We start from the raw sequence: 24,359 nt of genomic DNA, 5'->3' as shown, positions 1-24,359 counted from the left end.
AGACATTTCCATTGATTATATGTAACCAATGGAAATAATCTTAATCTAGTTGAAAGTCAAATTAGTATCTAATAAATTTAATTCTGTTTGAATTTTTTCTCAATCAATTTAATCTCTTTTACAGCCTGAATATCTGCGACTTTACGCAAAGCAATTATATAAGCCGCAATACGTGGTGTTACTTTATATTTTCTTGAAGTAGCAAAAACTGTTTCGAAACTTTTCTCCAGTATATCTTCCAAGCGTTTATTAATCTGACTGATTCTCCAGGACTCTAAAAGACAATTCTGAAGCCACTCAAAATAGGATACCGTAACTCCTCCCGCGTTTGCTAAAATATCTGGCACAACCAAAACATTATTTTCATGCAAGATTTTATCTGCATCTGAAGAAACTGGTCCGTTTGCTCCTTCAACAATTATTTTTGCACGAACATCCCCAGCATTTACGGCAGTAATTACATCTTCTTTGGCAGCAGGAATAAGTACATCTACATCTAGTAATAATAAATCTTCATGTTTTATAGCAACTGCATTTGGATATCCGTTAACGCTTTTGTTATTTAGATTATAATACAAAATAAGCTCAGGGATATTAATTCCTTCTGGATTATAAAAAGCTTCAGAAACATCACTAACAGCAACAATTTTCAGTCCTTTTTCGAATAAAAACAAAGCCGAATGAAGTCCTACATTTCCAAATCCCTGAATGGCAGCTGTAGATCTTGCAGGTCTTAATTTTAATTTTTGAAGCGCCAGAATACTAATAATACTTACTCCTCTACCAGTAGCTTCTACTCTACCTAAGGAACCACCCGAATGCAAATGTTTACCAGTTACAACAGCATGAATGGTTTTACCATGAACTAATGAAAACTCATCCATTAGCCACCCCATCTCGTCTGGGCCAGTTCCCATATCTGGAGCCGGAACATCTTTATCAGGACCAAAAATATCTGATAAAGCATTAGTATATTCTCGTGTTATTTTTTCTAATTCGGATTTAGAATGCAATCTTGGGTCACAGATAATACCGCCTTTGGCTCCACCAAATGGGATTCCTGTAACAGCCGATTTCCATGTCATCCAGGCTGCAAGTGCTTTAACCTCGTCTAGATTAACAGCAGTATCATAACGAATACCTCCTTTAGATGGTCCTAAAGCAGTATTATGAATTACGCGATAACCTTCAAAATTTTGTTCGGTACCATTATCAAGTGTAATCGAAAAATTAACTACTATTTGTTTCTCTGGTCTTTGCAATTTTTCTCTAACCGATTCATTCAGTTGAAGAATGTCGGCTGCTATATTAAAACGATCAATCATCGATTGAAAAGGGTTCTGTTTTACGATTTGTGAACTCATAATTTTATGGGAGTGTTAAATTATATTTTTTATTAAATAAAGTATAGTAATTGAAAATGAACTGCATAAAAAAACCCTTTTGTAGATGTTACAAAAGAGCTCAAAATATTATTTTATAAATAACAGCAACTTCTGCAACAGGGAAGGATTTTCATCTGGCAGCATTGCATCATAATGTTCGTATTTATAGAATATAAGCTCATAATTTATTTTTATTTTACCATTAAGAAATTAAGCTCATTAAGTTTTAAATATTTAATCTCGTACTTTTTTTAGCATATAATTTCAAAAAAAAACAGATGACACAGATTCAAACGAATTTAATTTTTAGCTTAAAAAAACAAGAGCAATACTTAATGAAACTTAATTTCTTAATGGTTTAAAATTTTCTTTTTAAAAATCTTAAGTAAAAAGCCTTTTAAAAGTATTTAAAAAAGGCTTTTTCTTTACTAACTAACCAAACCATAGAATGCCTGTTCATACAATAAATCATACATATAACACATTATCGTGTTACAGTCATAAGGAATTGTATTTTGGCTTTCATTTCTCATTTCTTTTACAAATCTATAAATATATTTCTAATATTCTATAGAATAAGTAGAGTTATTTTTATAAAAATTTAAAAAATACTGGTAAACAAGCAATTAATCACTCTTTAACCAGCCCGTAATACTCATTCTTGTGTTTTGGGTAACTAATACTTCATGAACTAATTCATCACTTTTAAAAAAGACAGTTTTACCTTGAGTAGGGCTAATTTTCTGATTGTTATTTAACTGATGAATAAGTAGTTCACCTCCATCACTTTCTTTCCAATCAGCATTTAAATAACTAATCATTGAGTATTTCCTACTCGGATTATTCTTAAATTGATCTAAGTGTCTCAAATAAAAATCTCCCGTTTCATATAAAGAATAATGAAACTCATAACCAGTTATACCAGCATAGCAACTAATGTTTAAATAAGCTATAAAAGCTTCAATCTGAACAAAAAATTCATTTTCGAATGCATTATTATGCTTTTTATCAAGCCAGTAAATCGAATCACTACGAATAGCTCCATCATAAGTTACTTTCTCCGAATTTCCTATTCCCGCATCCTGCAGTAAACTTTTAGCATTTAAATCAATAAGATTTTGTTTTAAATTATTTGCTAATTCCGTACTCAAAAACTGTTCAGATATTCCTACTTTATTTTCAATATAAGTAGCAATCAAAGCCTCAAAGCTATTCTCCATTTGTGTATTTGCTGGAATACAAATGCAACCAACGGGACAAGGTAGACTAATTAAAATATGCAGCACTATAATTGAAGATAAATATCAAAAGCTAAATCTTTTAAATATAAAATAGCATAAAAAAAGGGAGCGACAATTATCTCTCCCTAATTTTAAATCTTTACAGTTTACTGATATAACTACCATACATATCCTTGAATTCATATCCTTCGGAAAAACGATCTTTGCTTAATTTTTTATATTCTACCAAACCCCATAATATGAACTCTTTCATAAAATAACGATCTTCAACTGGCAATTCAGACTGATATTTTTTAAGTAAAATATCAAGTGGAGGAATCCCATCAAGAATTTTTTTGTATTCGGCATCCGAACAATCATCTAACAATTCAAAACCACTTTCTGTAAAAAACCATTCGATTGTATCGGTATATGGTGTTTTCTCATTTGGTTTTTCAAGTTTTTCAATCTTAGGGAAATACGTCGGAAAAAAAGTTCGTATTGCATCACCTATTAAGTGTTGTGCAACAATTGCCGCCCCCTCCTGCTCTCCTTCATAAACCAATTCGACTTTTCCTGTAATAGCTGGAATAATCCCCATAAAGTCAGATAAACGCAAAACTGTTTTATCAATGCCTGCACGCAAAGCACGACGCTCAGCTGTACTCAATAAGTTTTCGTAAGCAGTAATACTCATTCTGGCACTCACACCACTTTTATTATCTACAAACTCACTTTCGCGAGCTTCAAAACTTATTTGCTCCAATAAGTCCTTGGCCAAACTAGGAATATAAACCGATTCATTCTGGCTTGCATCTAATTTAGCTTCCTGTTCTGTAATCGTTCTGGCAATAGCAACAGTTTCAGGATAATGTGTTAGGATTTGTGAACCAATTCTATCTTTTAATGGCGTAACTATACTTCCTCGATTCGTGTAATCCTCAGGATTTGCAGTAAATACAAATTGCATATCTAGAGGCATTCTTAACTTAAATCCTCTTATCTGAATATCTCCTTCTTGCAAAATATTAAACAAAGCTACCTGGATTCTTGCTTGTAAATCGGGCAATTCATTAATTACAAAAATACAACGATTGGCACGCGGAATCATTCCGAAATGAATCACACGGTCATCGGCATAAGAAAGCTTTAAATTGGCAGCTTTTATTGGATCAACATCCCCTATTAAATCAGCAACTGTAACATCTGGTGTAGCTAGCTTTTCGAAGAAACGATTATTTCTATGCAGCCATTCTATGGGTGTTTCATCTCCTTTTTCGGTAATTATATCTTTTGCAAAGCGAGAAATTGGATTGAATGGATCATCATTAATTTCTGACCCAGCCACAAATGGAATGTATTCATCTAATAATTCCACCATTTTACGAGCCAATCTTGTTTTGGCCTGACCACGAAGACCTAACAAATTAATATTATGGCGTGATAAAATAGCACGTTCTAACTCCGGAATAACAGTATTTTCAAAACCATGAACACCCTCAAAAACAGGTTTACCAGATTTTATCTTTTCACGAAGATTATTTCGTAATTCATCTTTAATGCTTTTACTTTTATATCCAGAGGCTTTTAATTGACCTAAAGTGTTTATATTATTTATTTCCATTTTTATTGAAATATCAATTTGTTGTTTATTTTATATTTGAACTATTAAACGCAGCTGTGCATCTATGAAACTTTATCTAAAGTTAGACGCACTGCTGTGCGTCTCTACGGCAAATCTTTGTCGCTTTATTGCTCTGAACCTTTGAGACTCTTTATCGAACCCTCTTTTTTCTATTCGCTTCATAATCTTCAAAAATCATTTCGCCAAGACCCTTTAATCCCGTATAGAATGCTTTTCCCTGATTAGCTTCGGTAAAATGGTTGACAAAACGTTGCAAATAAGGATCACTTGCAATCATAAATGTGGTAATAGGAATATGTAGCTTTCTAGCTTGTTGTGCCTGATTGTAACATTTGTCTACAATATATTCGTCCAAACCATTACTGTTCATATAATAAGATCCATCACGCTCACGAACGCAACTTGGCTTACCATCAGTAATCATAAAAATTTGTTTGTTTGTATTTCTTTTTCGGCGTAATAAATCCATCGCCAGTTGCAAACCAGCAACTGTATTGGTATGATATGGTCCAACTTTTAAGTACGGTAAATCCTTGATAGCAATTGTCCAGGCATCGTTTCCGAAAACCAGAATATCAAGTGTATCTTTAGGATAGCGAGTAGTAATTAATTCGGCGAGCGCCATGGCAACTTTTTTGGCTGGAGTAATACGATCTTCGCCATACAAAATCATACTATGACTAATATCTATCATTAAGACTGTACTCATTTGCGATTTGTATTGTGTTTCCTCCACAACCAAATCGTTTTCAGTAAGCATAAAACTCTCCACTCCATTATTGATTTGAGCATTACGCAAACTTTCTGTGAGTGAAATTCGTTCTAACCCATCGCCAAAATGAAACTCACGGAATTCCCCCGTATGTTCATCTCCATTTCCGGCATATTTAGTTTTGTGGTTTCCGTTTCCAGAACGTTTTAAATTTCCGAATATCTGATCAAGTGCTTGTTGCCTTATCGCACGCTCAGTTTTGGCAGTAATTCCAATTCCTGAAGAACCATCTTCTTTTATTTCGTCTTTTATATAACCTTTCTTTTTTAGATCTTCTATAAAATCGTCGATAGTATAATTCTCATCTGTAAGTTTGTATTCTTTATCCAACTCACGAAGCCAATCTATAGCTTCATCAAAATCACCCGAAGTATGGGTAATTAGCTCTTTGAAAATACCAAAAAGTTTTTCAAACGGAGACTGATTTGGCGCTTCATACGTTTTAAAATAAAACCCTTTTTTATGTTCCTCTTTCATAATTCTAAAATTACATCATTTTAGAATGTAGCTAAAACAAACAGATATTAATTTTTAGTTAAAAGATTTAATCAAAATTAGCTGATAATCAGTTAAAAACTACTAATTATTCAAACTTTCCTTCAAGATAATACCAAACCCCATTTTCTTGTTTAAAAGTAGAAAACTCATAATGTGTTTGAGGTTGTTTCTTTTCATCCAAGAAGTAAGCTTTAAATGCAACTGTAGTTTCTGTAAAACTTATAATTTCCAATCGTTGCCATTCATTGGCTGTAGCCCAATTCAAGATATCCTCTTTCGAATAATATTTCCTTTCGGAAGAATGGGTCGTAGACAATAAATAATTGGCATTTTTAATAACATAAGCCGAAAAACGAGAACGCATTAAAGCCAATGCAGTTGGTGCATTTTGATTATTCTTGAGATATAAACCACAACAATTATCAAAATATAAACCTGTATCGCAATAACATTTGGAATTTTCCATAAAGACAAAAATCTAAAATTATTCGGCAGTATTTATCTTTTGATGTAATTGGTTTAATAAAACCTGATATTTACTAATCTCGATTAAATCTTCATCCTCTTCCGAAAAATCGAGCAAATCATCCAAAATATCACTTACTTCTGTCAATTTATTGTTCGCAGATTTATTTTGTTTAGCAGCAATTAAATCTATTATTTCCTGAACACTTTCTTTTAAACCACTGAATTTATCGTTTTCCATATATTTTATTTATCAGATGAAGATTTATCCTCATTAAACTTCTTTACAATTTGTTTTAATTTCTCCTTACGCGCAATTTCAGCTTGTTTTACTTTGTCTTGTGCCTTGTGCAACTTATCGTTGTGTTTCTTAATATTCCTTTCGTTATTCCTTCCCATTATTCTATTTCTCTTTTAATTTCTTCTAAAGTTTTTTCTGTAAAAATAAGTTCATTTATAATTGCTTTACGCAAAGTATCGATGTCTTCATAATCAAAATATTTTGCCCATGAAGTTAATTGTTGCAAATTTCTAATTTGTTTAATCCTTTTTGTTGTTTCAAAACTGGTTCTAAGTATAGCTTTATTATCATATTCTGGATTATTCTTGTGTTGATAATTAACCGTATTTCTAAAATAATCAGCTTCAATATAATATATTTTATCAATGGCATTATCAGGATAAAAAGAACTCCAAGCCGCAAAACCCAGTTTAAATTTAGATTCTGTTTCAGGTTCCATAGCAACCAAACGCCATTTGCTATTAGCCAATCTTCCCCAATGGTTAGAGAAACGATACATTCCTAAATCGGAATAATAATACCTACTTCCTGCTTTACTTTCAAATTGAATTTTCAAACCTTCGACTTCTTTCGAAGTTACTTCCTGAAAAACACAAAATGTATTTTTGAACGAATTAGGATTTGGTCTAAAGTTTTTTTGCATGTGCAAATATACTTAGATTGTCACGAACTCCCTAAACCAAACAATATATTGATTAACTTTGCAGCTTCAATTTTTAAATAAAAATATCATGACAAAGGCTTCTCAAGAAAAAATGTTACAAAAAGGGGTTTATACTGGGATAATGGAGAAGGATGAAAACAACAACTATTTTTGTGGTGAATACCTTTTAGATTACAAGATAGCACATGCTAATCACGTAGTTGGAGATTGGATTACAATAAAATCTATAATCGAAAACCCAAGTGATATTAGCTATAACAAGTATCCTAAAAAATCAAAAAACTTTGACAAGGCAAATAATAAGCCTGAACAAAAATAAAACAATCATTTTTTAATCTTTTGCTTTTTCAGTACATAGTATTAAGAATCAGCAAACTTATTCTATTTAAAAATCAAGCTTTTACATATTTTTTGAATATTTTTTACTACGAAAGTAAAAAGTTAAAAAAAAGTGTACCTTTGCAAAAAATTTGTCTTTTTTGAATTAAACAAATATTAATTTCAATCTAATAGACAAGTAGTTATCTTATTTATGAAAAAAATAGTTGAATACCGCAAGTTACTAAACGTAGACAAAACTGCAGAATTAAAAGATTTAAAAACCATTTACCGTAATGCTATGAAAGAATGTCATCCTGACAAATTTCAAGGTAACGACGCTGGTTTGAAAGAAGCAGAAGAAAAAAGTAAATTAGTTATTGAAGCTTACCACTTTTTGGTAAGTATCAATCCTGAGACAATTAAACTAAACTTGCCAGAATATACAGAAACAATCGCTACTTCATCTATTACAGATTACAAATTTGTAGAAGGTAGATTAATTATTGATTTCTCAAATGGTAGCGTTTACGAATACATCAGCGTACCAAAAGCTACTTATGTAAAAATGGTAAATGCAGATTCTCCTGGAAGATTTGCAAAAAGACATATTCTTAACTCTTTTACTTGGAGAAAGAAAACAAATCAAGACTAAAATTATAGTCTCTGTAAAAAAGCATCCACCATTGGCGGATGCTTTTTTTTTGCTGCAAAAACACCTAAAATATTATTTTTTATTTTAAAATTAAATCAAAAGAGTCACACATCCTTACAAAAAACACCCTAAACCAACTGACTACAAGGTTTTTATCTTACAAAAAACTATAACAAAATTTTAGGTTACAAAATTATTTATCTTTTATAATTTTAAATACTTTTGTTCCACAAATCAATTAACTAATTAATAATGAAAAAAATATTTTTTTTACTTACTGCTTCTATAGCAATAATTTCATGCAACAAAGTTAAAGACGGTGAATACCTTATTACTGGAACTGCAACAGGAATTGAAAACGGGAAAACTATAATCCTACAAACTCAAGATCAAACTACAGGAGCTCTTATTGCTCTAGACACTGCAAAAGTTGAAAATGGAAAATTTGAAATTAAAGGTAAAGTTACTGAACCTGCATTTCATACATTACAATTACAAGGAGCTCAAGGACCAATTCCTTTTATCCTAGAAACAGGAGAAATTAAAGTTGTTGTGGATAAAGATAGTATCCATAAATCTAAAATTTCTGGAACATACAACAATGATGAGTATGTGAAATTTAATGATGAACTTATGAAAGTTCAGAAGAAATTAGTTGATTTCCAGAAAAAAAACACACAAACTATGAATACTGCTCAACAAGCTAAAGATACAGCAGTAATCAATGGTTTAATGAAAGAATTCATGAAAATCCAAGGTGATGTTCAAACTGAGACTAAAGCAAAATATACTACATATGCTGAATCTCACCCAAAATCTTTCATCAGCGCTTTAATTATCAAAGGAATGTTGAATGATCCATCTACTGATGTAAAAAAAGCAGAAGCTCTTTATACTAGTTTAGATGAATCAGTAAAAAACACTAAACCTGGTAAAGAAGTAAAAGAAAAAATCGGTCAAATGAAAATGCCTGCCGTTGGTGCTACTGCTCCTCCAGTTGGTAGCGCAAACTGAAGGTCAGATTTTTCTGCTCCTAATCCAGAAGGAAAAATAGTATCGCTTAAAGAAAGTTTAGGCAAAGTAACTATCGTTGATTTCTGGGCTTCATGGTGTGGACCTTGTAGAAAAGAGAATCCAAATGTTGTAGCTATTTATAAAGAGTTACATTCAAAAGGTCTTAACATAGTTGGTGTTTCTTTAGACAAAGAAGCTAAAGCTTGGAAGGAAGCTATTGCAAAAGATAACTTAACCTGGACACAAGTTTCTAACTTGAAATTTTGGGAAGAGCCAATCGCAGCTCAATACGGTGTTCAATCAATTCCTGCAACATTTATACTAGATGCAACAGGAAAAGTAGTAGCACAAGATTTAAGAGGCGATGAACTTAGAGCAAAAATATTAGAGCTTTTAGCTAAATAACATCAATTTTAGAATAAAACAAAAAAATCTCCCTAGTGGAGATTTTTTTTTGTTTATACATTACCGATTTATCATCACTAATTCATAACTTAAAATTAAAACAAACGAATAAACATTCAAAACAATATAAATCAACCTTCATAACATTCTAACACCAAACACATCAATAAAGTCGCCATATTAGATTTTAAGCCTATCCACAATAAAACAACGCCTTTCCAGTCCACATAACTCTTATACGGAACCATTCCGTAATCATTTTGGTTTTCTGCTTTAAAACTCATAAAAAACACATCTAGAAAGACTCCATGAATCAATATTAGATCTACAGAGTACTAGTCGTCGTAAATTTACCTTTCTAAAAAAAAAGAAGCCCAAAAGGAGCTAACACAAACTATTCCTAGATTACGAACTACCCGTAAAAACCCTTCATTCCTCAGGGTGCGACAAGTTTGCGGTTATTTTGCAATAAAATTCTTTTTAATCAGGTTATCTATTTTTTACTTCTCTACAGTTTTTATTTGCATCAATCCCTTCTAATCTGTTTTTATAAATATCAAAACTGTTTTTAAACAAAAAAACCCTGCAAATCTAAAAATTTGCAGGGTTTTAACATTTTCAGGATTAAAAAAAAGCTTGACTAAGTTGCCTTTTCACTTCTTTTCCCTTTTCGTGGGGAGAGCAGGATTCGAACCTGCGAAGTTTACACAGCAGATTTACAGTCTGCCCTCGTTGGCCGCTTGAGTATCTCCCCGAAGCTTGTATTAATACGCTTTGTTGTTCTAAGCGGTTGCAAATATAGGAACGTTTTTGATGTATACAAACTAAAATTGTACTTAATTTTAAGATATTTTTTAAATCATTGGTATTGAATAAAATAAAAATCATTAATTAGAAAGAATTTTCCGTCTTACTTAAAATATTGATATTTTTTGACTAAAAGCTAAGTAGTTTTACTCAAAATTAACAGTCTTTAAATATAGGAAGATAGGTTAAAATACATTTTTTATAACCTCTGTCAACTATAAATTGTAGTATTATGAAGAGGAGCTATCCGTTTTTTTTTTGCCAAAAGGCCACTTAAATACTGTAGGTTGATATTTTCGAGTTCGAAAACCTACAAAAGATTTTTTTGAGTTAAATTGAAAATAAATATTATAGAGCATTAAATAAGACATATCTTTTCCTGGTGCTGTGCCATATGAATGACCAGGCCAAAACAGTGAATAAACAGGTAAGTAACTTTTCAAGAATTGAACGGAATCATACAAATTTCCAGCTCCTTCTTTGGAACAAACTCCAACACCCTCGATAAAAACGGTATCTCCAGAAAACACATGCTTATCTATTAAATAACAAACACTACCTGAAGTATGCCCTGGGGTAAAAATCGGAGTTATTTCTATTGTACCAATTTTAAAACTCTGTAAGTGAGAAACCAATTGTAATTTAGAGTATGTTAATCGAAAATTAATTGCATCTATATCCGAAATCCATATTGGAACATTATTTTTTTCCGAGAATTCTTCTGCCAGGTCTATATGATCTAGATGCCCATGTGTAATCAACACTCCCTTTAATAAGATTCCATTTTCTTCTATGTAAGAATTGATAAGCTCATAATTCCAAGCCGGATCAATCAAAATACCTTCATATTGATTATGAATTAGGTAACATTGATTATTAAAAACACCATTAGTAACCTCAAAAAGTTGCACATAAATCATTAAGACAGTGAGTTTAGACAGGTTAGATCTTTTGTGAAATCAGTTAAATTTATATTTGTATTTCTGGGGCAAATAATAGAAATAATATAATATTTTAAAACTATAGAAAATGATTTGTACTGCGTAAAATTTTTAAAGTTTCCCGTGTATATTCCATCTTTATAATTAAGAGAATCTAATTCTAAATATTTAAAATCAATCATCATCCCTGTCTTTAAAATTTTAGAAAGGCTTTCCTTTACTGTCCAAAGCAGCGTATAGGCAGTAGCCTTATCATTAAGTTCTGAATTTACTAAAATTATTTCTTCTTTGGTAAACATACTAACCATCAAATCGACTTTATCGGGATTAATTCTCTCTATATCTACACCAATAGGATGAGCTTCTGGATAAGCCATAGAAATACCAATAGCATCACAGTGGGTAATAGAAACCTGAAAGCCAGAGTAAGGTAAATGCTCTATGACAGGAAATTGAAAAACTCCAAAACCTACTTTAAAAGAATTCATTGCTATCTTGTCTGGAATAATTTTGCTTAAAGCATTTTTTGCGCTTATACGTCCTAACAAATAACTAGATTTTCGTTTATCGAATTTTAAAGAATTTAGATAGGTTATCTCATCTAAATGCAAATCTTTTAAATATCCATACAAATCTGCTAATTCTTGCTTTATAATAGTATATCCAGCTGAATAATGTACTGAATTTTCTCTTGCGAGTTTTATAGTGCCTTCAAATAGCATAATTGGAGGGATTAGAAATTAAACCATTTAATTTTTCTAGTTGTCTGAGCTCATTCCCAAAAGGAGATAAAATTGGCTGTATGTATGACTCTGATGTTTTTGGTATTGAATATTTAGTAAAAGTAGCACTAGTACCAGAAGGCCCTAAATCAATATATATACATGGACCGAGTTGTTCTAAAAAATCAATTCCTTTTATATGACTAGAATATGAACTTACAACTTGATTATAATACTCTGTATCTATGCTTGTTAATAAATCCGATGTTAGACTAGACACATAAGGCACTTTAGGTTTAGCCAATTCAATACCTTGTTGCATATAAAACGAAAAATCTTTTAAACCTTCATAAATAAGGGGAGAATGAAAAGGAATGGTGACTGGAATCCGTGCATGCATTATCTCTTCTTTCTTTAAGATTTTTTGATATTGATCTAAATTAATTGCTGTACCTGAGACAGTATAACTTCCCTGAAAATTATCGCTGGCAAGACACAAATCATACTGCTCATATATTTTGGATTTATGGTGCGCCTCAGCATTTATAACCGTAAGCATACCTCCTTCAAGGTTGCTTCTCGTTAAAGATTTGGACTGTTCTACAGCCGCTTTTATAGCTGTAGGTGCAGACCAAACACCAGCTGCAACACCGGCAGCAAACTCCCCAAGACTTTGTCCAAAAACATAATCTGGCAAAATGTTATAAGATTTCATTACCTCTATCATAGCAATCTCTATTGCCACAATAGCCGGATGAGTGATTAATAGCTCATCAAAATCTGTATCATCATTACCATATAATTCATTCACAAGGGATCTATGCAAGTATTTCTGAAAAATTAAATCACTTTCTTCAATACTTGATCTAAAAACGGCATTGTTCGTAAATAGATCTTTACCCATATTACGATACTGACTGCCTTGACCAGAAAATAAAAAGACGACTTTATACTTTTTCATACTTGTGTAAGATTACTACATTTTTTTTAAATTACTAAATATATCCCATATGAGTTTGACCTGTTTTTATGTAATATCTTTTAGTTATTTACCTCCCGAACAAGGCTTTTATATTTTCTTTGACTTGTGATTGTTGAAAAGTTATTTCGTGCATTTCTAATTCCTGATCAAATACTTCTTTTAAACTTGCCTTGATTTTTGATGTTAAATGCTTTTTTAATATCACTAATGAAAGCCTTGGTTTCTCGGCTAACTTCTTTGCTAATACTATTGCCTCTGTAATAACTTCTTTTTTTGAAACTACTTGTAAGGATACACCTCGTTCTTGTAATTCTCCTCCTCTATAACTTTCGGCTGTAAAAAGCATTTCGCATCCTAAAGAGGAGCCAAACCGTAAGGGTACCATATATGTCGCTCCCATTCCTGGAGTAAATCCGTATTTCATGAAGTTAGCTGTATATATGTTTTCTTTTCCTAAAATTTGAAAATCTGCATAACATCCAAACACTAGTCCTCCTCCTATAGCATGTCCTTGCATGGCAGCAATTACAGGTATTTCACAATCTATTGGTGCTGTAAAAAAATCTAATTCGGTAAATTTTAACTCTCCATCATATATTTGTTGTAATTCATCCTGAGTTCCTCCGCAAGAAAAATAGCTATCATACCCTGTTAGGATTACTACTTTATATTCTTTCTTTTGGTTTACGATAGCAAAAGCATCTTTTAATCCTTTTATTAACTCTTTAGAAAATGTATTTCTTGACTCTTTATCTTGCATCGTAATTTGTACGATATCTTTGGTGATTTCTGTAATACTTACTACTTCTCCCATGGATACTCTCCTTTCTCTACAAAGTTTTTTATATTATTTTGTACAACTTCTGATTCTATTAGTGATTGTAATTTATTAACTGCTACTATTTTGGTTTCATCCTTAATTATCCAAAGTTTTGCTGTATAGGATTTAATTTCCTGAATTGTATTAGTTTCTAATCGACTAAGTCGCAATAAATTTTTCCTTACCTGATTACTAATTTCGTCTGTTACCTCATCTATTAAACCTATTTCATAAGCTCGCTCTGCCGTTATTCCATGTGTAATTAATGTCAACCATTTGGCTTTCTGCGGCCCAACTCTTTGTATTAAAAAAGGCAATACACAAGCGGGTAACAATCCGAATAGAGCTTCGGATAATCCAAAAGTTGCCTGATTACCTGCAATTACTATATCACTAGCTGCGACTAATCCTAACCCTCCGGCATTTACTTTCCCTTCTACTTTTGCTATTACAACCTTATCAATTTCGCTAATTGTCTGCAATAAATTATAATATTGATCAGGTTGTTGACTCATTAAAGCTTCATCCTTCTGATGTACTACAGCTTCAAAATCCATTCCTGTACAGAATTGATTTTCGTTTCCTGATAATATAATGATTTTTACTTTGGTGTTTTGCTTTGTATTTTCTAAAACCTCCAAAAGTTCATTCACCATTACTGCATTAATACTATTATTCTGTTTGGGTCTGTTGAGTTGAATGTGGATAACTTCTCGTTGTTGACTTACTAAAATAGTATTGTATATTTTATCGACTTGTATCATACCCATTCGTAAATTCTGTGATAATTTTTAATTTCAGAAAAGATTAGTTTCTTTTTTCCTTTTACTTTACTAAATGGTTTTGGAAATAATGAGGTGTCTATTTTGAAATCTCTGGTTCCGAATTTGATTTCTGAATTGACTCCAAAAGTATTTTCATATTCTTCCATTGATAATACCACCCGTTCATCTAAATGTTCCTCTATAGCCAAGGATGAAATTAAAGCTTGGCTTTCGGGATGTATTATTCCACTAAAAAATTCTGAACAACATCCTGATCCATACGAAAAGATACCCACTCTTTTTGGGGTTTCGAAGTTTCCTTTTTCAATCATACTTACTAATGCTAAATAGGTAGTGGCTCCCATAATATTTCCAACTCTCTGACAATATTCTAAAGATGGAGCTACACGTTCTTGAAAATCTCTTTCAATTTGATCTGGTTTTGCCTTCTTGAATTTTCGCATATTGGTTCGGTGTGCTCCTTTTACCATTCCTCCAAAAGGTGTATGAAAAACTAAATATTGAAAACTATCCTGATAATCTGCATCTTCGACTCTCTTTTGATATTCTTTAAAGCTGTTTTCACAACAATCCAGATATGATAATAACGATAAATCGGAGTCACCAGCTTCTTTATCGGGAACAGGTCTACAGGTATCCATAACTTCATAACCGTAATAACCGCTAGCACCTTTGTCTATTTCAAATATCTTGGGTTTATCACTAATTAACATTGCTACAGCTCCTGATCCTGATGAAGGTTCTACAAAAGACATTTCCATAGCTGCTCCTTCTACTGTACTCATCCTCATGATATCTGTAGCTATTACTAAAACTTTTCTGCCGGGAGCTGTACCTGAAAGAATAAAATTAACAGCCATCTGTAATCCTGCTGTTCCTGAATAACATGCGTTCTTAAGTTCAAACAATCTGCAATTTCTACTAAGTTTTAAATAATCATGCATGTACGTACTCATCGACTTTCCAAAATCAATTCCTGATTCTGAACAGCTGATTAGCATATCTATACTTTCTATTTCTTCTTCTGTCAATGCATCCAATATGGGTTTTGCTGCATTTACTCCGTTAGAAATAGGGTCTTCATAAGGCATTGGTACTGTTTTTTCTTTCATTAACAAATTTTCAAATCGATCTATATTTAATTGTCGATGTTTTGCTAATTCAACTACGTTTATGGCTGCTGATCCACAATATATATTTATAGCTTCTATTCCTGCTCTCATATTTTTTTTTGATTCTATATTGATTACGCTTCTAAAATGATTGCTGTATTAATACCTCCAAAACCAAAGCTATTGCTCAATGTGTATTGTATCGAATGTAGGTCTCTATAACTTTGTATCCAGTCCATAGGGTAATCTATTGGTGTTTTTAAATTAAGGCTTTCGTGTACAAAATTCCCATTCATTTGTATCAAACTCGCAATGGCTTCGACTGTTCCTGCTGCTGTAATGCCATGACCTATTAATGATTTTGTACTATTTATAGGTTTGTTTTTGAGCTGTAAATTAATCAAAGCTTCAACCTCTGTATGATCTCCTAGTTTTGCTCCTGTGCCATGTGCATTGATATAATCAATTTGTTCTGGTAAAATCCCCGCTTTTTGCATCGCTTTGGCTATCGCTCTTTGCTCTCCATCTACAGAAGGATTTGGATTCCTATTGGCATCCAATGTAACTCCATATCCAGATATAGTTCCGAACACTTTTGCCTTTCTTTGTTGTGCATATTTTTTTGATTCTAATATAATTGCTCCTGCATTTTGTCCATATATAAATCCTCCATGATCTATATCAAAGGGTTTGTATAGCGGAACTTCGTCTATCGCTGATGCTATTGGTTGCATAGCTCCCAAAGCAGAAAGTCCTTGATATTCGAATACCGATAAATCCATCATAGGAGCAATTACCATAACGACATCATATTCATTATTTTCTATAAGTCTGCAGGCTTGAATGATTCCCATATTTCCGCTCGTGCTGGCTGCACCAATAGTAAATCCTTCTCCTGTAATCTCGAATAATTCTGAAGCAACACCTATCATATCACTATCCAAAAAATTGAATCCGTAGGAGGGTTTCATGAATTGCATTTTACTTTTGTATGTATCTCTAATCTCTTGACAATACTGTTGTTGTGTATTACTACCTGCTACAACTATAGCAATTTTGCTTTTATCAATCGTTAAAGGAAGCTTGGCATTATGCCAAGCTTCCAGAGCACAAAATATTCCATAAGCAGTGCTTGATGAAATATCTCGTAAACGATTTATTTTTAGTTTCCAATGTTCCTCAAACTCACTGTCTGCTATGCTTTTTTTGAGATCAAAATTTTCTACTTTTCCATATATGTAGTTAAAAATTCTGTCTTCAACAGTATACTCTTTTATAGCAAAATTCGATTTCCCTTTTTTTAAAGCCTCTGTAAAGGCAGGGATTCCTATTGCTATAGGCGTTATTACTCCCATTCCCGTTACACAAGCTTTATATATTTGATCCGGATTCATATAAACGTTGGTATTTTTATTTTTCAGCAATCAATTCTGCCAACTCATTTATGGTTTGTGCTCCTGCTAATTCTATTCTGGGGATTTCTTTTTCTAATTGTTCTAATGTTAGTGCAATTAATTCTGCTCTATCGATAGAATTTGCTCCAATATCTGATAGTTTTTCATCATTAGATATTGTTTGTCCTTCTAATTCTGGAATAATCTCGATTAAATTTTCTCTAATTTGTTCTACTATTTTACTTTTCATGTTGTAATGTTTTTATGTTAATTATATGTTTCCTTTAAATACTTTCCACAAAATTTTGGGTCTGAATAAATCTTTTCCTGATTTAAGATATCCTGCTACTTCTAATAATTCTTTAAATAATTCGGTGTCTTTATTAGCTGCTTTTTGTAAAGCTTTCATATATCCATTAACCATTTTAAGTCCAGCAGGTTTTTCTCCTTCTGTTTCTGGATATTTAAAATCTTCATAAGATCCCGAAGTCCAGAAATCTTCTATTACTTTATTTACTTTGTTTATATAAGTCTTAAAAACTTTATCATTCGATGGTGTAATTCTCAATACTTCGTCTAGAATTTTGGCCTGACATATAGCTGATGCCATTCCTTGGGCATACATTGGGTTGAAGTTTGAAACTGCATCCCCTAAGACTAAATATGACCCCGGAAATCTCTCTAGTTTTTCATAATGTCTTCTTATGCTATGTGGACATTTAAACACTAGAAAATCTGTAAGCCTTGTTGCTCCTGATATGGCATCATATAATCCTGAAATAGGTAGTCCTTTTAAAAACTTTAATAGTTCTTCATCATTTTGAGGTGGTTCAACTCCTCTCATTCCGATTAATGTAAGTACCCATCTATTATTTTCGATAGGCATCAGCACGGCTCCTAATTTTTCATTTGGTGCCTCTGGAGTATAGCTAATTACTTCTAATTTTTCTTCCGGAAGCATTTTTTTACGTTCAAATAATATGGTTACATACATGATATCAATCTTGATTTTAGTTTCTTCTGGTGTTGGATATCCATATTGTTCTAACCATTTATAAGCTTTGGTTCCTCTTCCTGAAGCATCTACTACAAAATCGGTATTTATAATCTGTTTTTCACCTGCTTTTTCTAATACCAAAGCGTTGACATTCTCATTTTGCATTTTCATTTCTAAGGCTTTGGTTTCATCTTGAATCGTAATATTCTTGATATTTAAAACCTGTTTTTTTACATGATATTCTAAAAGCTCCCTTGTCATCGTAAGTGCAGTAATTCCTGTAACTCCTTTTTTCTTGAACCCTCCGTATGAATACCAATTGTAATCATTACCGACATCCAGTTCTGATGCGCCATTTTCTATTAATTCTTTTTTTAGCGATGGAAAATACGCTAAGAGTATGTTCATTGCATGGGCTAGTACCAAATGGATATGTCTCGTTTGTGGTTGTCCTTTTCTCGTTTCTGGTTTATTATCTACTTTATCTTTTTCTATAATGGTTACTTTTTTAAAATGGTTGCTTAATGCTCTTGCTGCAACTAAGCCTGCCATACTCCCCCCTATTACTACTGCATGTTCTCTAGCGGTATTCATATTTTTATTCGTTTTAATATTTTATACTTTTTTATCCGACACTATCTTTAAACCAATGCAGCTTTTTTATTCATTAATTTTTCTGCAGATTCCATGATTTTCATTCCTATTTGATCTACATGTCTGTTTTGCCATTCTTCTAATGGTGTTCCTTTTACCCATTGATTAAATGCACCTAAAGCTGCTCCTGACTGTATTTGAAAATTAGCTTGTTCTTCTGTAGCTCCTTCTAATGCATATTGGTTTGCCTGCCTTAAATAATATTTAAATATAGTAGCCATCTTTTTCTTAGGTCTTTCTTCTATACTCGCTATTTGTGCTATTTCATCTCTTTGTATAAACTCTTGTTTGATAATTTGCCATACTTCTGGTAATGTTTTCTTGAAGTATTTAGCCTCTAGTTGTTCTCTTACATCAATGGGCAAATCATCTAAACCATCATAGCGTTGATACAACTCGTATAGTTTTTTTGCACGTGTTGCAAAGAGAACTCCTTTCTTTAATACCTGTGCTTGTATGCCAATTTCAAATAGTTCTTCGTCTGGAATGTATGCTGTATCCTGTACATCACTATTTTGTAATAACTCTTTGGCTATAGGGCTTAAACCAGATTCTACTGTACATTGATTAATTGAACCTGTGAGTACAAAATCGGCTTCCATGATAAAAGCACTAACAACAGCTTCCGGAGTTCCTATTCCTCCTGAAATCCCCAGATGTATTGGGTCTTTATACTTATATTGCTCTTGGATTTGGTTACGCAAACTTTTTATCGATGGAAACAATACAAATGCAGAACTCCTATGCGTTACCCCTCCCGGATCTGCTTCTATGCAGATATCTCCACTTAAAGGAATTTCTCTTGCCATTTCTGCCTGATCTTGTGTAATCCATCCGTTATCTAACAACCTTTTGATAAGCCTTTCCGGAACTGGTTTCATAAAACCTTCTGCAACTTCTGGTCGCGATATTTTGGCTATGATTTGGTTATTACAAACTATATTTTGACCGTCTTTCCTCTCTAAACCTACAATTCTAAAATACGCTAAGGCTGAGGTAATTTGACTAAATCCTCCTGCTTCTATTATTGTTATCCCTTGCTTTAGCAAACTATTGACTAATTCTATCTCTTTGTTAGGATCCAGAATATTGTGATATAAATTAACTCCAAAAGTTTTCTCTTTTGCTACTTGTTCCTGAAGCCTTTCTATATCATTATTAATTTCTTTTATGGTACGTCCTTTGGTTCCCAAAAAACTTAACATTTGAGAATTTGCCATTTTCTTCACCATCTCTACCGAAGTTATTCCCATATGAAGTCCACCTGCAACATAAGCATAAGATGTATTGTATCTTTCGCAAAACGTACTACTTCCTAACGTATTTTTTTTATGAATACCGGTTGTTTCTTCCGCTATATTTTTTACTTGTTTTTCACTAATAAGGATTGGCTCTTCTATCTTTATTTCTTCATAAATAGGCGAACAACTGCTCTGAATTTGCTCAACCATTTTGGTTAATCTATCTCCTCCTACTTCTTCATATTCTTTAACATTTTTTCCCATCAGATAACGGATAGAATCAACCCATTGTACTGAACTTGCTATTTGTGTTCCGAGCAAATCTTTAATTTCATGTTGGGCGTAACTTCTTGCTGTAACATTAGAAACTACTGGAACTTTAAGACTATTAAACTCTAGTTTATGAATAAAGCCGTTAAACTCTTCTACTGCACTTTTCATATACCTGGAGTGAAATGGTGCGGTAACTAGTAATTGAATAATTTTTATATCTTGCCTGTCAAAATCTTTTACCAGCTGATTAATTGCTTCTTCAGGACCTGATACTACTACTTGACTAGGTGTATTGAAATTAGCTATATCAATAGCTTCATGTCCTCCCTCTTTCAATTTTTCTTTTAAAGTGATTTCATCTAATCCTAAAACAGCTGCCATTGCCCCTCCAGAAGCTTCTCCCATTAAGGCACCTCTTTTTTGTACAATTCGTACTCCCGTTTCAAAATCAAATGCTCCTGCCGCCAATAAAGCATTATATTCTCCTAAACTATGACCGATAAAATAATCTGCTTGGATTGAAGCAAATTGTTCATCATATTTTAGTGCGTTAACAACAAACAAAGCAGGTTGTGTAAACTCTGTTTTGTTAAGTTCTCTTTTGGGATCTTTAAGACATAATTCTTCTAGGTCATATCCAAGGATATTTGAAGCTATTTCCGTTTTGTCTTTATACTTATCAAAAAGATCTTTTCCCATTCCTTTGTATTGGGCTCCTTGTCCTGGAAACATTATTGCTTTCATTGATTTTTCTTGGTTTTAATTAATAAAAAACTATTTACGCATATTAGCCACAAATACTTTCCACATAAAATTGGGAGAGAATAAATTTGTTACAGGTTCTATCATGACAGAAACCTTTACAAGTTCACTATATACCGATGCATCCTTATTGGCTGCCTTATGAATTGCTACCATATATTTATTGACTAGTTTTACTCCTTTAGGTTTTTTACCTATGGTTTCTTCATACCTGAAATTTTCATACGATGAGGCATCCCAACATTGATCCAAGATCTTAGCAACTTTTTCAAAATATATCTTTGACATATTTGCCGGATCATGTTTCTCTATTAGTTCTTCTAAAATTTCTACTTGTAAACAAGCAGAAGTTATACCTTGTCCATGTGCAGGATTTAAATTGCAAAACACATCTCCTATCGGAAGGAATCCTTTAGGGAATTTAGATAACTTCTCATAGTATTTCCTTAAGCAATACGGGAACTTATAGGCTACAAAGTCACTTTCTTTTTGGCATGCAGCTAGCACATTATAAAAATTTTTGTCTGGTAATTGTTTAAGAAATTCCATTAAATCTTCGTCTGTCGGAGGATCTTCTTTATGCCAACCAGCTACACAAACCAAGTTTTTATTATTTTCAATGGGTTGTATTACCACTCCTATTTTATCGGGAGATTTTGGTGCATACATCATTACCTTTCCTCCCTGAAGTCCTCCTTCAGGTCTCGTGTATATAGCTGTTTTGTATGTAATGTTAACTATCGTTCTCTCTTCTTCTGGCTTTGAATAATTGTTGTTTTCTAACCACTTAGGTGTTAAAGAACCTCTTCCCGTCGCATCAATTATCAAATCGGATTCTATTACATATTCCTCAGTATCTATACCCTTAACTTTTACTCCTTTAATCGTTCCGTTTTTTTCAATTAAATCGATATATTTTGTTTTATCGACTATTTGCACATTCGGTATTTTTTCTACTCTTTTTCGAACTCTATAATCAATTAATTTTCTACTACATATCAATGTATTTATCCCCGTAATCATGTTTTTTTTTATACCTCCATAAGAATACCAGTATGCTCCATTGGCAAGGTCTAGTTCTACAGCTCCATCATCTTTTAATTCTTTTGTAATCCTTGGAAAATAGTGTTCTAAAGTATTTAACCCTCTAAGCAACAACACATGAAACTGTCCTCCGTGAGATTGACCTTGTCGCACTTCTGGCTTGTCCTCTAGTTCATCTTTTTCGATTAGAATTACTTTTTTATATCTTTTACTGAGTACTTTTGAAACCATTAATCCAGAAATTCCTCCCCCTAATATAATTGCAGTTTTATTATTCATTTTATTGTTTTTAAAATTTTAAGGCTCTTGTTTACAATTGCATTTATACAACCAAAACAGGTGTGTTCAAACGCTTAATTTTTATATTGAATTTACTAGGTCCAAGAGTTGTATTAAAATGATCTTCTACACTATTTTCTTTATCTGCTTTTGTGATTTCATAATTTTTTAAAATCATACACAAAATGGTTTTCATTTCTACCATTGCCAATGATTTCCCAGGACATATTCTTTTTCCAAGTCCAAAGGGTATAAGGTTACTTTGAGTTGTATGAAACGTGATACTTTTGCTATCTACCCAGCGTTCCGGATCAAATGCTTCTCTTTTTAAAAAAGGACAACTTTCCTGATCTCTATAATGGGATAATAAAAATACATCTGTATCTTTTGGTATTTCATATTCTCCAATAATACAGTCTTCATTTGTAGTTAATGCGATGACTGGGATTACTGGTTTTAACCTCATTACCTCATAAATAACTGCATTTACATACTCTAATTGATTGGAATCGTCCATTACTTGTAAAAACTTTTCTTCTCCTAAAACAAGCGATATTTCTTCTCTCATCTTCTTCTGAACTTCGGGATAGTCTGTAATATAATGTAGTACCCATAATATAGTATTGGCAGTTGTATCTTCTCCAGCTACAAGTGTTCCAAATATACTTGGATAAATCTCTTCATCTGTTAAGTGTACTCCATCATCATCTGTTGCCTGTAATAATGCCTCTATATAGTTTGTCGGGTTTTCTTTCAGTTCAGGATTTAATCTTATTCTTTCCTTTGCTTCATTTATATACTTCCAGATACCTTGTTTTATTTCTTTTAAATCTCTATCTAATTTATAATCCTTAGGTAGTTTAAAAAATTTCCAATATTGAACAGGAACTACAATTCGAAATTGTATCATGTTCATTACTCTTTTATAATTGTTTTGAATTTTATTTCCGTCATTTCCAACAGTTCCTATTTTCTGTCCAAATGCTAAATAGGATATAATATCAAATGAGTAATTAAAAATATCTTTATGCACGTCTATTTCTGACGTTTTTTCCAATGTTCTCTCCCAATGATTATAAAGGTCTTCTGTAGTTTCTTTTATAGATGGATAAAAGGACCTAAGTACTTTATTAGAGAGTGCTTGAGTTACGTATTTTCTGCTTCTTTTCCATTCATCTCCTTCTGTTGAAAAAAGGTTATGAACATCCATCTCTTCTAATACGGGTCTGATATTTTTAAAACGTCTGTATTTATAAGGGCGTTGGTTTAGAATTTCCTTGATAAAAGACACTTCAGAAATCACTACTCCGTTTTCGCCATTAACATTAATTTTATAAAAAGATCCATATTCTTTTGCCCATTCTTCGTATTGCAAATGCACTTTTGTCATCTTAGAAAGAAAGCTTAACGAATTACCAAAAACTGGTATTGTTTTGGGACCTGGCAAATCTTTTAATGATTTTATAGGTATGTATCTTTGCTCAGGTGTATTTTCCATCTCTCTTTTATGAGCCAAAAGTTCATTTTTATCAATAAAGATATCCCCATTAACTATTTCATAATAGAATGTTTTTAAACCGTCTTTTGATTTGCATTTATTTTCTCCTGATGTGCAATTAAACTTCCATTGATGCGCTGGGCATACTATATTTTGCTCTCCATCAATTTCTCCAAAACTCAGCAATTCTTTTTCGTGCGGGCAGAGTCCTTGAAATATTTTAATCTCATCGTTATTATTAACTATTACAAGCTCTACATTTTCTTTATTTATACCTATCATTTTCTTATCCTCCAATTCACTACTATTTATTAGTCTAATTGGATGAAACTGTTTTTTAATTTCCATATTCTATATTTTAAAAGGCCAATTAATAATTTACTTTTTTCCCTTTTTCATCTAACATCTTTATGGCAGATCTCCATGAAGGACTTTTTTCTGTCTCATAAGAAACATAAGCTCCGTATACTGCTATTTTACCAATATCTTTCATCACATTTCTATGTTCACCATTGTTTCTAAATTCCAACATATGCTCATGGTCTCTCCATAATGTCATTGTATAGACAATTCTAAAAAGTTTCAAACTTCTATATTTTAAGCACTTTACCTCTTTCATTTGTTTTTTTAATCTGTATTCTACACCGAATAATGACATTGATTTTAATAGTGAAACACTTTTTATCTTAGTTATAGATACTATCAT

At 32.3% G+C, this 24,359-nt stretch carries 25 protein-coding genes, 1 tRNA gene and 1 pseudogene; 4 read left to right on the top strand and 23 right to left on the bottom strand.

Going from position 1 to position 24,359, the window contains the following annotated elements:
- Positions 1-77 precede the first annotated feature (77 nt).
- The 8 genes from ACJ6WR_RS19605 to ACJ6WR_RS19570 all read right to left on the bottom strand — a co-directional run bounded on the left by ACJ6WR_RS19605 (position 78) and on the right by ACJ6WR_RS19570 (position 6,929).
- The gene (locus ACJ6WR_RS19605) at positions 78-1,364 is read right to left on the bottom strand and encodes a Glu/Leu/Phe/Val family dehydrogenase (RefSeq protein ID WP_409416202.1); all 1,287 of its coding nucleotides are present in this window, start codon (positions 1,362-1,364) and stop codon (positions 78-80) included.
- A 647-nt stretch (positions 1,365-2,011) separates the two neighbouring features.
- The gene (locus ACJ6WR_RS19600; RefSeq protein WP_409416201.1) at positions 2,012-2,605 is read right to left on the bottom strand and encodes a 2OG-Fe(II) oxygenase; all 594 of its coding nucleotides are present in this window, start codon (positions 2,603-2,605) and stop codon (positions 2,012-2,014) included.
- A gap of 160 nt (positions 2,606-2,765) precedes the next feature.
- A complete protein-coding gene (locus ACJ6WR_RS19595; RefSeq protein WP_409416200.1) occupies positions 2,766-4,229 on the bottom strand; it encodes an AAA family ATPase in 1,464 nt (487 codons plus the stop codon).
- A 151-nt stretch (positions 4,230-4,380) separates the two neighbouring features.
- Positions 4,381-5,499: a vWA domain-containing protein gene (locus ACJ6WR_RS19590; protein ID WP_039115200.1), complete on the bottom strand. Its 1,119-nt coding sequence runs from the start codon at positions 5,497-5,499 to the stop codon at positions 4,381-4,383.
- Positions 5,500-5,605: 106 nt separating this feature from the next.
- Positions 5,606-5,986 (bottom strand): YchJ family protein, encoded by a 381-nt coding sequence (locus ACJ6WR_RS19585; RefSeq protein WP_409416199.1) that lies wholly within the window; start codon positions 5,984-5,986, stop codon positions 5,606-5,608.
- Positions 5,987-6,004: 18 nt separating this feature from the next.
- A complete protein-coding gene (locus tag ACJ6WR_RS19580; RefSeq protein ID WP_409416198.1) occupies positions 6,005-6,226 on the bottom strand; it encodes a hypothetical protein in 222 nt (73 codons plus the stop codon).
- Positions 6,227-6,231: 5 nt separating this feature from the next.
- On the bottom strand, positions 6,232-6,384 hold the full coding sequence (locus ACJ6WR_RS19575) for a hypothetical protein (protein WP_165572120.1): 153 nt from the start codon (positions 6,382-6,384) through the stop codon (positions 6,232-6,234).
- On the bottom strand, positions 6,384-6,929 hold the full coding sequence (locus ACJ6WR_RS19570) for a hypothetical protein (RefSeq protein ID WP_409416197.1): 546 nt from the start codon (positions 6,927-6,929) through the stop codon (positions 6,384-6,386). The genes ACJ6WR_RS19575 and ACJ6WR_RS19570 overlap by 1 nt, the downstream gene beginning before the upstream one ends.
- Before the next feature lie 88 nt (positions 6,930-7,017).
- Here ACJ6WR_RS19570 and ACJ6WR_RS19565 point away from each other — a divergent pair, with 88 nt between their 5' ends.
- The 4 genes and pseudogenes from ACJ6WR_RS19565 to ACJ6WR_RS19550 form a co-directional block, all read left to right on the top strand.
- Entirely contained in the window at positions 7,018-7,269 is a 252-nt protein-coding gene (locus ACJ6WR_RS19565) for a hypothetical protein (RefSeq protein WP_039115206.1), read from the top strand.
- Positions 7,270-7,482: 213 nt separating this feature from the next.
- Positions 7,483-7,923 (top strand): KTSC domain-containing protein, encoded by a 441-nt coding sequence (locus ACJ6WR_RS19560; RefSeq protein ID WP_039115207.1) that lies wholly within the window; start codon positions 7,483-7,485, stop codon positions 7,921-7,923.
- 252 nt (positions 7,924-8,175) lie between these two features.
- Positions 8,176-8,937 carry a DUF4369 domain-containing protein gene (locus ACJ6WR_RS19555; protein WP_035628626.1) on the top strand — a complete coding sequence of 254 codons (762 nt, stop codon included), beginning with the start codon at positions 8,176-8,178 and terminating at the stop codon, positions 8,935-8,937.
- A gap of 18 nt (positions 8,938-8,955) precedes the next feature.
- Positions 8,956-9,342: pseudogene (locus ACJ6WR_RS19550) on the top strand (TlpA family protein disulfide reductase); the annotation flags it as partial.
- 131 nt (positions 9,343-9,473) lie between these two features.
- Here ACJ6WR_RS19550 and ACJ6WR_RS19545 read toward each other — a convergent pair.
- The 15 genes from ACJ6WR_RS19545 to ACJ6WR_RS19475 all read right to left on the bottom strand — a co-directional run bounded on the left by ACJ6WR_RS19545 (position 9,474) and on the right by ACJ6WR_RS19475 (position 24,359).
- The gene (locus tag ACJ6WR_RS19545) at positions 9,474-9,626 is read right to left on the bottom strand and encodes a hypothetical protein (protein ID WP_409416196.1); all 153 of its coding nucleotides are present in this window, start codon (positions 9,624-9,626) and stop codon (positions 9,474-9,476) included.
- 389 nt (positions 9,627-10,015) lie between these two features.
- Positions 10,016-10,096, bottom strand: a tRNA-Tyr gene (locus ACJ6WR_RS19540).
- Positions 10,097-10,379: 283 nt separating this feature from the next.
- Positions 10,380-11,069, bottom strand: a complete 690-nt coding sequence (locus ACJ6WR_RS19535; protein ID WP_409416195.1) for an MBL fold metallo-hydrolase — start codon at positions 11,067-11,069, stop codon at positions 10,380-10,382.
- Complete coding sequence (locus tag ACJ6WR_RS19530) at positions 11,069-11,812, bottom strand: 4'-phosphopantetheinyl transferase family protein (RefSeq protein WP_409416194.1); 744 nt, start codon at positions 11,810-11,812, stop codon at positions 11,069-11,071. The genes ACJ6WR_RS19535 and ACJ6WR_RS19530 overlap by 1 nt, the downstream gene beginning before the upstream one ends.
- The gene (locus ACJ6WR_RS19525) at positions 11,802-12,773 is read right to left on the bottom strand and encodes an acyltransferase domain-containing protein (protein WP_409416193.1); all 972 of its coding nucleotides are present in this window, start codon (positions 12,771-12,773) and stop codon (positions 11,802-11,804) included. The genes ACJ6WR_RS19530 and ACJ6WR_RS19525 overlap by 11 nt, the downstream gene beginning before the upstream one ends.
- Before the next feature lie 88 nt (positions 12,774-12,861).
- Complete coding sequence (locus ACJ6WR_RS19520; RefSeq protein ID WP_409416192.1) at positions 12,862-13,608, bottom strand: polyketide synthase; 747 nt, start codon at positions 13,606-13,608, stop codon at positions 12,862-12,864.
- Complete coding sequence (locus tag ACJ6WR_RS19515; RefSeq protein ID WP_409416191.1) at positions 13,596-14,384, bottom strand: enoyl-CoA hydratase/isomerase; 789 nt, start codon at positions 14,382-14,384, stop codon at positions 13,596-13,598. The genes ACJ6WR_RS19520 and ACJ6WR_RS19515 overlap by 13 nt, the downstream gene beginning before the upstream one ends.
- On the bottom strand, positions 14,375-15,622 hold the full coding sequence (locus ACJ6WR_RS19510) for a hydroxymethylglutaryl-CoA synthase family protein (protein ID WP_409416190.1): 1,248 nt from the start codon (positions 15,620-15,622) through the stop codon (positions 14,375-14,377). The genes ACJ6WR_RS19515 and ACJ6WR_RS19510 overlap by 10 nt, the downstream gene beginning before the upstream one ends.
- 23 nt (positions 15,623-15,645) lie before the next feature.
- Positions 15,646-16,905, bottom strand: coding sequence for a beta-ketoacyl synthase N-terminal-like domain-containing protein (locus ACJ6WR_RS19505; protein WP_409416189.1), 1,260 nt, complete (start codon positions 16,903-16,905; stop codon positions 15,646-15,648).
- A gap of 16 nt (positions 16,906-16,921) precedes the next feature.
- Positions 16,922-17,155, bottom strand: a complete 234-nt coding sequence (locus ACJ6WR_RS19500) for a phosphopantetheine-binding protein (protein WP_039119633.1) — start codon at positions 17,153-17,155, stop codon at positions 16,922-16,924.
- A 21-nt stretch (positions 17,156-17,176) separates the two neighbouring features.
- Complete coding sequence (locus ACJ6WR_RS19495; RefSeq protein WP_323491529.1) at positions 17,177-18,496, bottom strand: FAD-dependent monooxygenase; 1,320 nt, start codon at positions 18,494-18,496, stop codon at positions 17,177-17,179.
- 47 nt (positions 18,497-18,543) lie between these two features.
- A complete protein-coding gene (gene fabD, locus ACJ6WR_RS19490) occupies positions 18,544-20,814 on the bottom strand; it encodes an ACP S-malonyltransferase (RefSeq protein WP_409416188.1) in 2,271 nt (756 codons plus the stop codon).
- A gap of 30 nt (positions 20,815-20,844) precedes the next feature.
- Positions 20,845-22,155 carry an NAD(P)/FAD-dependent oxidoreductase gene (locus tag ACJ6WR_RS19485; RefSeq protein ID WP_409416187.1) on the bottom strand — a complete coding sequence of 437 codons (1,311 nt, stop codon included), beginning with the start codon at positions 22,153-22,155 and terminating at the stop codon, positions 20,845-20,847.
- A gap of 43 nt (positions 22,156-22,198) precedes the next feature.
- Positions 22,199-24,001 carry a cytochrome P450 gene (locus tag ACJ6WR_RS19480; RefSeq protein WP_039115224.1) on the bottom strand — a complete coding sequence of 601 codons (1,803 nt, stop codon included), beginning with the start codon at positions 23,999-24,001 and terminating at the stop codon, positions 22,199-22,201.
- A 22-nt stretch (positions 24,002-24,023) separates the two neighbouring features.
- The gene (locus ACJ6WR_RS19475; RefSeq protein ID WP_039119627.1) at positions 24,024-24,359 is read right to left on the bottom strand and encodes a hypothetical protein; all 336 of its coding nucleotides are present in this window, start codon (positions 24,357-24,359) and stop codon (positions 24,024-24,026) included.

This window comes from Flavobacterium sp. PS2, assembly GCF_046250155.1.
Lineage (GTDB): Bacteria > Bacteroidota > Bacteroidia > Flavobacteriales > Flavobacteriaceae > Flavobacterium.
Note: the sequence above shows the minus strand (reverse complement) of the source record. Positions and strands in the feature narration are given on the sequence as shown.

Excerpts from the sequence above, each read along its gene's own strand:
- ACJ6WR_RS19605 (WP_409416202.1), bottom strand. The coding sequence starts at position 1,364 with ATGAGTTCACAAATCGTAAAACAGAACCCTTTTCAATCGATGATTGAT.
- ACJ6WR_RS19600 (WP_409416201.1), bottom strand. The coding sequence starts at position 2,605 with ATGGAGAATAGCTTTGAGGCTTTGATTGCTACTTATATTGAAAATAAA.
- ACJ6WR_RS19595 (WP_409416200.1), bottom strand. The coding sequence starts at position 4,229 with ATGGAAATAAATAATATAAACACTTTAGGTCAATTAAAAGCCTCTGGA.
- ACJ6WR_RS19590 (WP_039115200.1), bottom strand. The coding sequence starts at position 5,499 with ATGAAAGAGGAACATAAAAAAGGGTTTTATTTTAAAACGTATGAAGCG.
- ACJ6WR_RS19585 (WP_409416199.1), bottom strand. The coding sequence starts at position 5,986 with ATGGAAAATTCCAAATGTTATTGCGATACAGGTTTATATTTTGATAAT.
- ACJ6WR_RS19580 (WP_409416198.1), bottom strand. The coding sequence starts at position 6,226 with ATGGAAAACGATAAATTCAGTGGTTTAAAAGAAAGTGTTCAGGAAATA.
- ACJ6WR_RS19575 (WP_165572120.1), bottom strand. The coding sequence starts at position 6,384 with ATGGGAAGGAATAACGAAAGGAATATTAAGAAACACAACGATAAGTTG.
- ACJ6WR_RS19570 (WP_409416197.1), bottom strand. The coding sequence starts at position 6,929 with ATGCAAAAAAACTTTAGACCAAATCCTAATTCGTTCAAAAATACATTT.
- ACJ6WR_RS19565 (WP_039115206.1), top strand. The coding sequence starts at position 7,018 with ATGACAAAGGCTTCTCAAGAAAAAATGTTACAAAAAGGGGTTTATACT.
- ACJ6WR_RS19560 (WP_039115207.1), top strand. The coding sequence starts at position 7,483 with ATGAAAAAAATAGTTGAATACCGCAAGTTACTAAACGTAGACAAAACT.
- ACJ6WR_RS19555 (WP_035628626.1), top strand. The coding sequence starts at position 8,176 with ATGAAAAAAATATTTTTTTTACTTACTGCTTCTATAGCAATAATTTCA.
- ACJ6WR_RS19545 (WP_409416196.1), bottom strand. The coding sequence starts at position 9,626 with ATGAGTTTTAAAGCAGAAAACCAAAATGATTACGGAATGGTTCCGTAT.
- ACJ6WR_RS19535 (WP_409416195.1), bottom strand. The coding sequence starts at position 11,069 with ATGATTTATGTGCAACTTTTTGAGGTTACTAATGGTGTTTTTAATAAT.
- ACJ6WR_RS19530 (WP_409416194.1), bottom strand. The coding sequence starts at position 11,812 with ATGCTATTTGAAGGCACTATAAAACTCGCAAGAGAAAATTCAGTACAT.
- ACJ6WR_RS19525 (WP_409416193.1), bottom strand. The coding sequence starts at position 12,773 with ATGAAAAAGTATAAAGTCGTCTTTTTATTTTCTGGTCAAGGCAGTCAG.
- ACJ6WR_RS19520 (WP_409416192.1), bottom strand. The coding sequence starts at position 13,608 with ATGGGAGAAGTAGTAAGTATTACAGAAATCACCAAAGATATCGTACAA.
- ACJ6WR_RS19515 (WP_409416191.1), bottom strand. The coding sequence starts at position 14,384 with ATGGGTATGATACAAGTCGATAAAATATACAATACTATTTTAGTAAGT.
- ACJ6WR_RS19510 (WP_409416190.1), bottom strand. The coding sequence starts at position 15,622 with ATGAGAGCAGGAATAGAAGCTATAAATATATATTGTGGATCAGCAGCC.
- ACJ6WR_RS19505 (WP_409416189.1), bottom strand. The coding sequence starts at position 16,905 with ATGAATCCGGATCAAATATATAAAGCTTGTGTAACGGGAATGGGAGTA.
- ACJ6WR_RS19500 (WP_039119633.1), bottom strand. The coding sequence starts at position 17,155 with ATGAAAAGTAAAATAGTAGAACAAATTAGAGAAAATTTAATCGAGATT.
- ACJ6WR_RS19495 (WP_323491529.1), bottom strand. The coding sequence starts at position 18,496 with ATGAATACCGCTAGAGAACATGCAGTAGTAATAGGGGGGAGTATGGCA.
- fabD (WP_409416188.1), bottom strand. The coding sequence starts at position 20,814 with ATGAAAGCAATAATGTTTCCAGGACAAGGAGCCCAATACAAAGGAATG.
- ACJ6WR_RS19485 (WP_409416187.1), bottom strand. The coding sequence starts at position 22,155 with ATGAATAATAAAACTGCAATTATATTAGGGGGAGGAATTTCTGGATTA.
- ACJ6WR_RS19480 (WP_039115224.1), bottom strand. The coding sequence starts at position 24,001 with ATGGAAATTAAAAAACAGTTTCATCCAATTAGACTAATAAATAGTAGT.
- ACJ6WR_RS19475 (WP_039119627.1), bottom strand. The coding sequence starts at position 24,359 with ATGATAGTATCTATAACTAAGATAAAAAGTGTTTCACTATTAAAATCA.